The organism is Candidatus Zixiibacteriota bacterium (assembly GCA_035574315.1).
Classification (GTDB): domain Bacteria; phylum Desulfobacterota; class Binatia; order UBA9968; family UBA9968; genus DATLYW01.
Window position 1 is genome coordinate 226876 of the sequence record DATLYW010000048.1, and the last position, 12255, is coordinate 239130.

13 protein-coding genes and 1 tRNA gene are annotated in these 12255 nt (G+C 64.2%); 4 read left to right on the forward strand and 10 right to left on the reverse strand.

Going from position 1 to position 12255, the window contains the following annotated elements; translation table 11 throughout:
* Positions 1-43: 43 nt before the first annotated feature.
* Together VNN77_17450 and VNN77_17455 are read left to right on the forward strand one after the other, a co-directional pair.
* Positions 44-424, forward strand: coding sequence for a RidA family protein (locus VNN77_17450; protein ID HXG53186.1), 381 nt, complete (start codon positions 44-46; stop codon positions 422-424).
* Between the two features lie 67 nt (positions 425-491).
* A complete protein-coding gene (locus VNN77_17455) occupies positions 492-878 on the forward strand; it encodes a cupin domain-containing protein (protein HXG53187.1) in 387 nt (128 codons plus the stop codon).
* A gap of 51 nt (positions 879-929) precedes the next feature.
* Here the strand turns inward: VNN77_17455 and VNN77_17460 are convergent, their stop codons facing one another.
* The 7 genes from VNN77_17460 to nfi form a co-directional block, all read right to left on the reverse strand.
* Positions 930-1685 carry a Sir2 family NAD-dependent protein deacetylase gene (locus VNN77_17460; protein HXG53188.1) on the reverse strand — a complete coding sequence of 252 codons (756 nt, stop codon included), beginning with the start codon at positions 1683-1685 and terminating at the stop codon, positions 930-932.
* Between the two features lie 28 nt (positions 1686-1713).
* Positions 1714-2934 carry an MFS transporter gene (locus VNN77_17465; GenBank protein HXG53189.1) on the reverse strand — a complete coding sequence of 407 codons (1221 nt, stop codon included), beginning with the start codon at positions 2932-2934 and terminating at the stop codon, positions 1714-1716.
* A gap of 160 nt (positions 2935-3094) precedes the next feature.
* Positions 3095-4234, reverse strand: a complete 1140-nt coding sequence (locus VNN77_17470) for a 5-methyltetrahydropteroyltriglutamate--homocysteine S-methyltransferase (protein ID HXG53190.1) — start codon at positions 4232-4234, stop codon at positions 3095-3097.
* Between the two features lie 30 nt (positions 4235-4264).
* Positions 4265-4729: a tetratricopeptide repeat protein gene (locus VNN77_17475; GenBank protein ID HXG53191.1), complete on the reverse strand. Its 465-nt coding sequence runs from the start codon at positions 4727-4729 to the stop codon at positions 4265-4267.
* Positions 4730-5145: 416 nt separating this feature from the next.
* On the reverse strand, positions 5146-5352 hold the full coding sequence (locus tag VNN77_17480; GenBank protein ID HXG53192.1) for a winged helix-turn-helix domain-containing protein: 207 nt from the start codon (positions 5350-5352) through the stop codon (positions 5146-5148).
* 101 nt (positions 5353-5453) lie between these two features.
* Positions 5454-5933, reverse strand: a complete 480-nt coding sequence (locus VNN77_17485) for a hemerythrin domain-containing protein (protein HXG53193.1) — start codon at positions 5931-5933, stop codon at positions 5454-5456.
* A 400-nt stretch (positions 5934-6333) separates the two neighbouring features.
* On the reverse strand, positions 6334-7011 hold the full coding sequence (gene nfi, locus VNN77_17490) for a deoxyribonuclease V (GenBank protein HXG53194.1): 678 nt from the start codon (positions 7009-7011) through the stop codon (positions 6334-6336).
* 409 nt (positions 7012-7420) lie between these two features.
* Between nfi and VNN77_17495 the strand changes: the two genes are divergently transcribed.
* Positions 7421-7891 (forward strand): CBS domain-containing protein, encoded by a 471-nt coding sequence (locus tag VNN77_17495; protein ID HXG53195.1) that lies wholly within the window; start codon positions 7421-7423, stop codon positions 7889-7891.
* A 173-nt stretch (positions 7892-8064) separates the two neighbouring features.
* Positions 8065-9111 carry a 3-deoxy-7-phosphoheptulonate synthase gene (locus VNN77_17500; GenBank protein HXG53196.1) on the forward strand — a complete coding sequence of 349 codons (1047 nt, stop codon included), beginning with the start codon at positions 8065-8067 and terminating at the stop codon, positions 9109-9111.
* Between the two features lie 105 nt (positions 9112-9216).
* Here the strand turns inward: VNN77_17500 and VNN77_17505 are convergent, their stop codons facing one another.
* The 3 genes from VNN77_17505 to VNN77_17515 form a co-directional block, all read right to left on the reverse strand.
* Complete coding sequence (locus VNN77_17505; GenBank protein HXG53197.1) at positions 9217-9765, reverse strand: OsmC family protein; 549 nt, start codon at positions 9763-9765, stop codon at positions 9217-9219.
* 3 nt (positions 9766-9768) lie between these two features.
* Complete coding sequence (locus VNN77_17510; GenBank protein HXG53198.1) at positions 9769-11988, reverse strand: xanthine dehydrogenase family protein molybdopterin-binding subunit; 2220 nt, start codon at positions 11986-11988, stop codon at positions 9769-9771.
* A 98-nt stretch (positions 11989-12086) separates the two neighbouring features.
* Positions 12087-12162: transfer RNA gene (locus VNN77_17515), tRNA-Asn, on the reverse strand.
* Between the last annotated feature and the right edge of the window lie 93 nt (positions 12163-12255).

Consider the following 12255-nt stretch of genomic DNA (forward strand, 5'->3'; position numbering starts at 1 on the left):
CCGCCCGTGCTATGAGAGCGCCAAACCCGGGAAGGAGGCGGTCATGACGCGGAGAACGAGCATTCACGTCAAGGGCATGGAGCACGGCGCGCCCATACCGAACGGCGCCGTGGTGGGCAACCTTATATTTTCTTCGGCGATTTCCGGCAGGGACGCTGCGACCGGAATTCTGCCTTCCGACCCCGACGAGCAGGCCGAAACGATGTTCCGGAATCTCAGGCTGTTCATGGACGCCGCCGGCGGAACACCCGAGAACATCGGCCATATGACCGTGTTTCTCAGAGAAGAGAGGTATCGCGACGCCGTCAACAAGGCCTGGCTCCGAATGTTTCCCGACGAGCACAACCGGCCGGCGCGCCACGCGATCAAGGCGGAGCTGCGGGGCGAAGTGCTGTTTCAGGTCGAGGTGATCGCGGTGCTCTGACGCGGTTGACAAGACCGGGTGCGCGTTGCAGGATGGGCGGAAATCCACCTCGGGGAAGGAGGAGCCGATGGGCATCGAAATCATCGATCTGGTCGCCTTGGGACACCAGGAGAAACGGCGCAAGAACGTTTTCAACACTCCCCGGTTTCACGCCTGGATGCACTACTACAAGCCGGGACAGAAAGATGAGATGCACTGCCACAACGCCGACCAGACCTTCGTGGTCATCGAAGGCGAGTGCACCATGAGCTTTCCCGACGGCGGCAGGGTGACGCTCAAGCCCGGGCAGGCGGCGCTCATTACCGGCGGCTCTTTCTACCAGCTGGAAAACACGGGCTCCGGGCCGATGATCATGATGGGCAACCGCTCGGGGCCGGCTGAAAAGATCCAGATCATCAGCTACGAGACCCGCAAGGACATCCGGGCTCAGGTCCAGGCGAGCCAGGGAAGCTGACGGCCACTCCCGCCCGCGCGGGAAGGTATCGCGCCGCCCGCGCGACGGCTCTCACCCATCCGAGATCGAAGCGATCAACCGCCGGCAAAATTCGCCGATTTCACCGTGGTGAACGAAATCGGCGAGCTCGTCGAGCGGTCCCGCTTCGCGATTGACGATCGCCAGCCGGGCGCCGCTGCGTTTGGCAAGCAGCGGGAAAGACGCCGCCGGCTGAACCTGGAGCGACGAGCCCATCACGACGAACGTGTCCGCGCGCTCGGTCCACCGGCGCGCCCGCTCCATGGCGTCCTGGGGCATCGCCTGGCCGAAGGAAATCGTCGCGGGCTTGAGGATTCCGCCGCAGGCGTCGCACGTGGGCGAACGAAAATCGGCGGTCAGTCGCCTCATGATCTCGTCGGTTTCGAAATCCTTGCCGCAGGCGAGGCAAACTGTACGGCGGTAGGTGCCGTGCAGCTCCACGATCTTTTCATCAGGCAGCCCGGCCATCCGATGCAGGCCGTCGACGTTCTGGGTGATCACGCCCATCAACTTACCCTTGGCTTCGAGGCTCCGGACGAAGTGATGGCCAAGGTTCGGAACGGCCTCGCGGTAGGTCCGGTAGCTCTCGAGCCGCCTGCGCCAGGATTCGAGACGCGCTTCCTCGCTGCTGACGTATTCCTGAAAGGTGATCGGCCGGTATCGGGTCCACAACCCTCCCGGACTGCGGAAGTCGGGGATGCCGGATTCGGTGCTGATCCCCGCTCCCGTAAAGACCACGATCCGGTTGCTCTCCCGCAGACATGCGGCGAGCTCCTCGAACGTCATCATCGGGCCATTTTATAAACCCCACCGCGGGTCAGGACAACTCCCCCGCCTGGCGCTCCCCCGGAACCTGCAGCAGAAGCGCGAGGCCGGCTCCCGAAAGGATCAATGCTCCGGTAATGCTGAATCCCAGCGCGAACGAGCCTGCATCCCCCATCCGGCCGATCAGCGTCGGAATCAGGCCGGCGCCGACCAGGAACCCGAACGGCACCGCAAAGCTGACGGCGAGATTGCGCGCCTGGGGCGGCGTGATGCGGGCGAGCGCGGCAAACCCCGCGGGGAAGAACCAGACTGCCAGAAGCGGCTGGAGCAGAACCACGACCGCCAGCCAGCGATCGGATGCCGGTCCGAGGAGGAACGAGAGCGCCCCGGTGAACGTCAGGCTCACGACCAGGGTACGCTTCACTCCCAGGCGGTCCGTGACCCACCCGCCGAACACGCCGAGGACCGGCCCATAGGATCGTGAGAACGCGACCAGGGCGTTGGCCCAGCTTGGAGTGATCTGGCGCTCGCTCACGAGGTAAAGGGGCAGCATGGCGTAAACCCCGATCGTCGAGCTGATGCCCCAGGCGAACAGCAACAGCATGATCCAGAACGATCGGAGACCGACCAGGAGGCGGAGCGCGCTCGAGCGCGGCGAGATTCCCGCAAACTCTCCGCCCCGGCCGTAGCGTGCATACAGGACGGCCGCCGCGACCGCGGCGGCGCCCAGGGTCGCGAGCGCCGCGCGCCAGGAGCCGCGGCGCAGGAAAAGCTCCGCGAAGAACGGCGCGGTGAAGAAACCGAGGTTCGGCGCCAGCTCGTGCACCGAGATCGCCTTGCCCCAGTGGCGCGGATCGATCTGCGCGGTGATCGTCGCGATCGCCGACGGAATGTAAAGACCCGTAGCGAAGCCCAAGGCGCAGAGCCCCAGCTGAAGGAGCGGGAGATGGCTGGCCGAAGCGCTGGCCAGCAGCGCCGCCCCTGTCCCGGCGGTCGAAACCACGATCGTGCTCTTGTGTGTGAGGCCGGCGGCGACGAAGCCCGAAAGGATCAGCCCGACCAGATATCCCCCCGAGATCAAGAAAAAGAGCAAACCCGCCTGGGTGTGGCTCATTTCGAGCTCACGCTCGATGGCCGGCAGGAGCGGCGAGAGGACGATCCGGGCCACAAAGTTGATGAGGAAGATCCCGGCGAGAAAAACGATCGGACCTACATGGGGCCAGAACGATTCTTGCCCCGATGCCAGGATCAGGCCTTTGTTCTTTTCAGCCATCTCGGGAAGGAGCGAGGCGGGTGCGCGGCACATCGGTGTCGCACGGGTACTCTCCTCGGGACGTCGCCGTAACCGCCGGAGAAACTTCCCGCGCGCTTCTTTCTGGGTCAGCGCCGGTTGGGCGATCGCCCCGAACCGGCGGGCGCCTGCGGCGGCCGGTTCACGGGAATCCCCAGACGTCGTGCGCCACCTCGACGACCAGCTCGAGCTTGGCGATCTGCTCCTCGATGGTCAGCTTGTTTCCCAGCACGGTGCTGGAAAACCCGCACTGGGGGCTGATGCCGAGCTGCTCGATGGGCACGATTTGCGCCGCCTCGTCGATGCGCCGCTTCAAGTCGTCCGCGCGCTCCAGTGCCCCGACCTTGGTCGTGACCAGGCCGAGGTTCAGCCGCTTGCCTCGCGGCAGGTAGCGAAGCGGCGTGAAGCTGCCCGCCCGGGGTGTGTCGTATTCCAGGAAATAGCCGTCCACCTTCAGCTCGTTGAACAGAACCTCCGCCACCGGATCGTAACCGCCTTCGGCCACCCACGCGCTCTGGAAATTCCCCCGGCACAGATGCGCGCACACGGTCATCGTCGCCGGCCGCGCCTCGATGCAGTCGTTGATCAGGCGCGCGTAGAGCGACGGCAGCCTGTCCGGATCCTCGCCGATCCTGCGCGCGTTCTCCCGCATCCGGGGGTCGCAGAGGTACGCGAGGTTGGTGTCGTCGATCTGCAGATAGGTGCAACCGATCGCCGCCAGCTCGGCGATCTCCTCCCGATAGACCCGGGCGAGGTCTGAAAAGAACTCTTCCATGTCGGGATAGGCCGCGCGGCTGACCGCGCCGCGCCCGCCGCGAAAATGGAGCAACGACGGCGAGGGAATGCAGACCTTGGCCGTGCGCCGGGTCACCGATTTGAGGAACTTGAAGTTTTCCGTCTCGATGCCGCGCGGCCGCCTGAGTCGCGAGACGGTCTCGAAGCGGGTCGGCGAGCGCTGCACGCTCTCGCCGGCGCCCTGAAAATCCCGTCCGGAATCCGGCAGCACCCCCTCGCGGACGACGACACCCTCGATGCACCGGAGGAAATCCGCGTGCCACAGCGTGCGCCGGTACTCTCCGTCAGTCACGCCCTGTAACCCGAGATCTTCCTGGAGCCTCACGACGTCGCGAATGCACCTGTCCTCGACGACGCGTAGCTCGTGCTCCGTAAGCTCTCCCCTCTCCTTCCGCTCCCTGGCCTGGAGCAGATCGGACGGGCGCAGCAAGCTGCCCACGTGATCCGCGCGAAACGGCGGCTTATCCTTGTCGGGCCGGGCGACCATGCTACGGGGTGCCTGCCAACGAACCGCTGCCTACTTCCTGGCCTTGTGCTTTTCGATTGCTCGCCGCAAGTCCTCGTACTCGTCGCACCTGCCGAAGAACGGGCAGGATTTCTTCAGGGCCTGCAGTTGCTTTTCCGCGTTCTGCACCTGGTTGAGATCGAGATAAAGCTCCCCGAGATACTCGTGCGCACCCCGGTGGTTCGGATCGAGTTTGAGCGCCGTACGGTAGTGCTCCATCGCCTTGTCGAGCTGGTTGGTCTTGCGGTAGCTGTAACCGAGCATGTTGTGGACGTCCGCGTCGTTGGGAAGCTCCTGAACCGCCTTGGCCAGATGGCTGAGCGCGGCCTTGTAGTTCTTGGCGTCGATCGCTTTTCTCGCCGCCTCGACATCGGGATTGACCCGCTCGCTTTTGGGTTCCGGCAGATCCGCGTAAGCCCCGGTCGAGAAAGTCGCGAAGCAGAGAGCTGCCAGCAACGCCACATGCGCGTTCTTCATGACCGAACCTCCTGAAACGAGCGCTGGCCGGATTTTACTAGCCACCGCCCTGGAGGGCAACCGCGCCGGGCGTGTCTCCGGCTTCGGGTTACCAGGGAGTTTCCTGGTAGCGGACATCCGCTGAGAGCGGGCCGAGGTTATCAGTGAGTTCGCAAGTGTGGAGACATGCAGCCCGCGTCGACGCGGGCTGCGGCCGTCGGGATATTCCTGCAGGCCGGTTTCCGTTCGGCCTTGCACCGGTTTGTGAGGTGAGGGACCCGCTCGTTCGGCGCTATGGAACGACCGACGGTTTTTCCCGAGCCCCCGCAGTCGGTCGAGACGAGCTCGCCGACGGCCGGTCCCAATGGCCGGCGCAGGCAAAACCCGTCCGCGGAGGCGAGCCCCTTTCGAAAGGGAAAAGGCGCCTGCCGCGCCCCTCACCCGGTCAACGAGATCCGGACCGTCCGTCGATCTTCCTTGACCTGGATTTTACCCTCTCGAGCAAGCCAGCCCACGGCCATCGATACCATCGGCTTCGGGGCTTTGACGGCCTTTTCCAGGCCCGCGAGCGTCGATTCTCCGTTGGAGTGCAAGTGGTTCCAGACCAGCCCGGCCGTTTCGCCTATCGTTTCGACTTTCCACACGGCTCGGCACCTCCCGATCCAGTTTGGCACCTTCCCGGGCAGTTGAAAAGACGGCTGTCGGAGAAATTCTCGACATGACGGTGCGCCCGGCAAGCTCCCCGCTACGACGATTGGCGGAGTCGCCGAAAAATGGAAATGCGTTCGGCCTCCGTCGTGACCCGATCAAGGACCGGGTAGAGGACGTTTTGCTCTCTGAGATCGTGATGCTCCACGAGATGCTTGTACATGAATTGCCGGTCGAGTAGAGCGATAACCGACCGTCTCAGGCGGGAATCTTGCTCGCCCCGCAGGTTCGGGAGCGCCTGCCGGAACTCGGCCAGGAAATTTTTCATCTTTTTGTGCTCGCCGACGAAAAGCTCCACCGAGCCTCCCGGAATCTTTCCGGCCCGTCCCTGGTAAACCGGAAGCAAATGCTCTTCCTCGTCCCCCATATGCGTCAACAGCTCCGCTTCGTAGGCGACAAGAATCTCCGCCGCGCGGTCCAGGTCGAGACACAGGAGCGCTTCCTGGTGGGAAAGAAAAAGATCGTCGATCCGCTCGTGGACCTTGAGAAGATCTAAAAACGAGGCGTTCGTCCCCATGCAGCGCGCTCCGCTCCCGCCGGAGATCGACCTGTCGCTTTGAAGCCGCGGCTGGCGGATACCGGCACGGCATTGACCGAAGAGTTCATTGGTACCGTGGCATCAACCGACACGGCGCGCCCTTGACAACGGTTTCCCGTTCCCGGTTTCCCGCTTTTGCATGGAACCGATCGAGACCCTCGAACGGTCGAGCCGCCGTGACGTGGCAGGTCCAGATCTCAACCCGACCGACCCGGCTCGCCCTCAACGAACTCGCCGATATCTTCCCTCGAAAAATCCAAAGAGACAAGCCGTTGTACCGAATTTCCGCGTCGTTGCTTATGTCACCTGCCTTTCCTCACGATCCCGTACGATGTCTACGGCTCACTCATGAACCTGGGGCCGATCCGTCATCGCCTTGCTAGCTGCCCCGCCGGAGCGCGTTTACGAGGATGTCCGCCCGGCGGGTAGGCTCCGGAATGCGGTACCCTTTGGAGCACCGGATCGCCCAGAAAATCGCCTCTTCGAGCGTGACGCGGTGTCCGACCGAGACGAAGATCGGTCTGACACGGTCCACGGTCCGCAAGGCGGCTCCGATGATGACACCATCGTCAGTGACCATCGAATAGCTTCCGGCTCGAAGCCCGGGCTCGACAAAACTTCCCGCAAGCGGGCTTTTCGCGCAACCGATGGTCGGCAGATCCAGCAGCACCCCGAGGTGACAGGCGATCCCGAAGCGACGCGGATGCGCGAGTCCGTGGCCGTCGACCATGAGGAGATCGGGCGTGATCGCCAGTCGGCGCCAGGCCTCGAGCAGGGCAGGGGTTTCCCGAAACGAGAGAAGGCCGGGAATGTAAGGGAACCGCACCCGGGTGACGGCGCTGCTCCGAGCCGCCTCGACGAGATCGGGCAGTTCCAGCACCACGATTCCGGCATAGGCCACGTCGGAATGCCTGGCCGCCGACAGGTCGCAGCCGGCCACGTAGCGAACCGGCCGGTCGAGCTTTTCGACGATGACCTTGGAGCGCAGCCTCTGCTGGATCGCCACCGCCTCCTTCGGCGTCACGTCCCAAGGGTGGAGCTGCCTGGGTCTTCGCATATCAGCGAGCTCCGACATGGTGCCACGGTTGTGCGGACCCCGCCCTCCCGCTGCTGCAATCGTTCAAAAACCGCAAACCGGGAACCAGGAGCCGCAAACCATTCGGGGAACGAAGCGCCTTCGGCCGGTCCGTTTTTTCCTACCGGCAACGCGAAAATGTTACAAAAACGACCCGCCGAAGACCTCGGCTCCCGCCACTGGAGGAACTGGCTGGCATTTGCTGGAACCTTTGTCTTCTGGCACCCCTATTGCCCTTCGTGTCGTGCCGCTCCGGCGCGGGAGTCCGGCCGTTTCGAAAGCGCCGGCGCCGGCCTCTCGGGGTTCCCCCGGTTCGGCGGGGCCGCGGGCGGACAATACCCCCTGCCGCGCATTGCGACGCGCCGGGGACGAAGGAGGGAGGAGAGGCCAGATGCACAGCGTCAAAGCTCTCAGCGAAAAGGCGGCGATGCACGAAGCGCTGGTCGGTAGAGTGCCTTTGTGCGTTCAAGACGTAATGACGAGACAGGTCGTCACTCTTCGGCCCGAACATACCTTCGCCGATGCAGTGGGCTTGATGGGCAGCAATTCCTTTCGCCACTTCCCGGTGGTCGATTCGGCCACGCGCCTTGCCGGGGTGGTCTCCGACCGGGACATCCTGCGAGCCCTGGCGCGCACACGGGACTGGAAAGCAAGCTACGTCAGCCAGTTCATGTCCCGCGACGTCGTTACGGTAAAACCGGAGACCGAGCTTTCGCTCGCCGCAGGCAAGATGCTCTCGAAACGCATCAACTGCCTCCCGGTGGTCAACGAGGACGGCACAGTCTGCGGAATTATCACCTCCACCGATCTGTTGAAGGTCTTTCGTTCCCTCCAGGAAGCCGTGGAAAAGGCGGCGAAGTAGGGTTCCAAGATCCGGATCCGCGCCGCCGATCGATCGGCCCGAGCTTTCCGACGGCCCGGGATTTCCCTTTCCTTTTCCGCCGAATGAACTTATCATCGGCCGTTGAAGCGGGCACGCTGCCGGCGGGACGAAACCTTCGAGGTCCGCGACGACAACCTGTTTGCGGCGGCGCAATGAGAACCGACGACCTTCGCATCGCCAGGACTCGCCCCCTGCTGTCGCCGGCCATCCTGGCGGAAGAGATCCCTCTCACCGATTCCGCCGCGAGGAGGGTTTCCGAGTCCCGGCGAGCCATCGAGGCCATTCTCGACGGCGAGGACCCGCGACTTCTCGTGGTGGTCGGTCCCTGCTCGGTGCACGACACCAGGGCTGCGCTCGAGTACGCGACGCGCCTCAAACCGATCGCCGACCGGCTGTCCGGCGCGTTGTTCATCGTGATGCGGGTTTACTTCGAGAAGCCGCGAACGGTGGTCGGCTGGAAGGGGCTCATCAACGATCCGGACCTCGACGGCTCATATCACATCAACAAAGGCTTGCGCCTCGCCCGGCAATTGCTGGCGGACATTCTCGAGGTGGGGGTGCCGGCCGCCACCGAGTTCCTCGATACCACTTTCGGCCAGTTCTACGCCGACCTGATCAGCTGGGGCGCGATCGGCGCCCGCACCGTGGAAAGCCAGGTTCACCGCGAGCTCGCGTCGGGCTTGTCGATGCCCGTCGGCATCAAGAACCGCACGGATGGCAACGTTCAGGTAGCGGTCGACGCGATACGAGCGGCGCGGAACCGGCATCTCTTCCCCTCGCTGACCAAAGAGGGCGCGCCGGCGATTCTGGAGACCACCGGGAACCCTTACGCTCATCTCGTGCTCCGCGGCGGCAGCGAGAGCGGGCCCAACTTCGACCCCGCGTCGATAAGAAAAGCAGCCGCACTGCTGCGGTCCGCCGGCCTTCCCCAAGTCCTCATGGTCGATTGCAGCCACGCCAACAGCGAGAAGGACGCCGCGCGGCAGATCGACGTGGCGAATGCGGTTATGGCAAACCTCCAGGACTCCCCCGTTCGCGCGCTGATGGTGGAGAGCCACCTCGTCGGCGGGCGCCAGGACGCGCCGGTGATCTACGGCCAGAGCATCACCGATGCGTGCCTCGGCTTCGAAGACACCGAAGCCCTGCTCGAACGGCTGGCCGAAACGCAAAGGATGGGCCTGGCCGGTGCTGGCACCTGATCGCTCCTTCGGGTAACCGGCTCCTCGAGCCAGACCCGCTCGTCGCCGAATCCGGTCTCCGGCCAGCGCGGCTGGGGACGACATCGAACTCCCGGCAGTGTCCTGTCAGTCGGCGATGGTGAACCGGCGGCCGTTGAGCATCAATTGCCCCGAGACGGGCAGCCGCTTGCGCATGGAGTTCACGGTGTGGCAACCGCGGCCGGCCGCCTGGGCAGCGCGAATCACGCTTTCGACTGGCCCCCGGCTCGTCACGCTGAAGACGTAGCTCAGGCCCCGCGCCGCCTGGGACGGACGCGCCCGCTGCAAATCGCCCCTGAGATCGTAGGTGACCCGCAATTCCATCTGCGCCTCGTCCAGATCGACCTCCAGCCGCGCCGCGCTGCGCGCCAGTTGGGTGAGCATGCAAAATCCGATCGAAGCGATGAAGTACTGCAGAGGCGAGGGCCGCCTGCCGGCCCGTTTTCTGAAAGCGCTTTCGTCGCAGAAGACCGTGTAATCTTCGCACCGCTCCAGCCTGACGAGATCGTCGTTGAGCCGGACCACGGCCCTCTGCTCGAGCAAATAGTCTTCCGGCTCGCCGGCCGCGGAGGTGCTTTCCCGCCGGCCGACGACCCGAAACTTTCCGAGATCGATGTGTCCCGGAACCGGCTTCATCGGTTACCGGTTCCCGTGAAGCGCCTCGTAGACCTTTTCAGCGGTGATCGGCAGGTTCTTGATGCGCACGCCGCACGCGTCTTCGACGGCGTTCGCGATCGCCGCGGCTACCGGGATGTTCGCGGTCTCGCCGATCGGCATGCTGTTGTAAGGGCCCGCCCCCTTCGGCCTCTGCGTCACCGAGCTCCTGAAGGGCGGAATGTCCTTGATCGTGGGGATCTTGTATTCGCCGAAGTTCGTGGTCGCGACCTTGCCGTCCTGGATCAACAACTGCTCCATCAGGGCGTAACCCACCCCGGTTATCGTTCCGCCTTCGATCTGCCCCTGGTGCATGAGGGGATTGAGCACCGTTCCGGTGTTGTGGGTGGAGACGAATTTCTTCAGCTGCACCTGTCCGGTTTCCGGATCGACCTCGACCTCCGCGACCTGCACGCACATCGAAGCGTCGTGAACCTTGCTGCTGTCGTTGTAGGTCGCCTCCACGACGATCGGCGACCCCTTGGCCCGGATCAACTCGGCGTACGAGAGGCGGCGCTCCTGCTTCCGGTGGAGCGCGCAGCCGTCCGCGAGCACGATGTTCTCCGGCGTCGTTCCCATCTGCTCGGCCGCCGTCTTCTTGATCTCCTCGACCGCCTTGAGCGCCGCCTGATACCCGGCGTTCCCGTAAACCCGGGTCGCCCGGCTGCCGCCCACGCCGGTATCTTTCTTACCGGTCGCCGTGTCCACCGAAACGGTCTTGATCCGCTTGAGCGGCACCTTGAGCTCTTCCGCCACGATTTCCGAAAGCACGGTGAAAGTCCCGGCGCCCTGATCGAGCATCGCCGAGGAGATGGTCACCCAGCCTTCCTGGTCCAGCTTGATCTCGACCGTGCCGATGCCCCCGGCCGCCGTCCACTGCACCAGCGCCACTCCGCGGCCGACGTTTTTCGGCTTCGGCCGTCGGTAGCCCGACTCCTCCAGCGCCTTTTTGAGGGTCTCCTCGGTCTTGATGTAGCCGATCTCTTCTCCGACCGGATCGATGTCCCCGTCGTGCATGAAGTTCTTGAGCCGGAACTCGACCGGATCCATGCCGAGCCGCTTGGCGACGAGGTCCATCTGGCTCTCGTTGGCGAAGATTCCCTGGGGGTCGCCCGGCGAGCGCATATGACCGCACGGAATCTTGTTCGTGTAGACCATGTGCTCTTCGATGAAAACGTGCGGGATCCGGTAAGGCCCGGCCGAGAGATGAGGACCGTTCAGGAAAGCATTGGGCTTGAACGCTCCGTAGGCCCCGCTGTCGAAGATGAAATTCATGTGGTGCGCTACGATCGTTCCGTCCTTCTTGACGCCCGTCCGGACGCGGACGATCGACGCGTGGCGCGGATTCCCGGCCGCGAACTCCTCGCTGTACTCCATCACCAGCTTGACCGGCCGGCGGGCTTTTTGCGACAAGAGGTATCCCACCGCCAGGTCCATGAAATCGCCCTTGCCGCCGAAGTCACCGCCGATGAAGACCGGGTTGAAGACGAGTTTTTCCTGAGGCAGCCGCAGTGCGTTCGCCACCTGCTCGCGGACGCCGTACGGCACCTTGCTGCAGGACCAGAACCTCGCCGAGCCGTCCTCCGCCGTGTCGACGACGCAGGAATGGGGCTCGATGTACGCGTGGTGCACCACCGGAGTGGTAAACGTGTTCTCGACGATGATGTCGGCCTGGCGGAAGCCCGTCTCGATGTCCCCTTTTCCCCAGGTGACGTAGATGAAATCGTTGGACGGCTCCTTGAGCGGCCGAGGGAGCCCCTTGTAGGTCATGACGTCCGGGTGGATCAGCCGCGCTCCGGGCTTCATCGCCTCGAGCGGATCGAGGATGGGCTCGGTCTCCTCGTACTCCACCTCGATCAGATCGACCGCCTGCTCGGCGATCTCCTCCGTGTCCGCGGCCACCGCCGCAACCTTCTCGCCGATGAACCTGACCTCGCCGTCCGCCAGGATCGGCATGTCGTAAAGCCTCCGCCCGATCCTGAGACCTCTGCAGTCTTCGCCGGTGACGACCGCGCGCACGCCCGGCAGCGCCAGCGCCTTGCCGGCGTCGATGCGCTTGATCTTTCCGGAAGCGATGGGGCTGCGCAGCAGCTTGCCCCAAACCATTCCCGGCAGCGTGACGTCCACGGCGTAGATCGCCTTGCCGGTCACTTTTAACTCGCCTTCGACCCTCGGGGTCGGGTTGCCTATGATCTTCGACGCCATCCGGTGACCTCCGGTTCGTGTTGAAAGGTGATGATCGCCGAGTCGATAAACGGGCTCCGCTCCGGCCGCCACTGGCCGCCGAAGCGGAGCCGTGACGCTGGCTCCCCGGGAGGGACTCGAACCCCCGACCAATTGGTTAACAGCCAACTGCTCTACCGACTGAGCTACCGGGGAAACTCTTCAAAGTGCCGTTCGTGGCTTCGATGCGACAGCAGGACGCCCTGCCGGCTTATCCGCCGCGCAATTTCCTCGACCTCCCGATTCTTC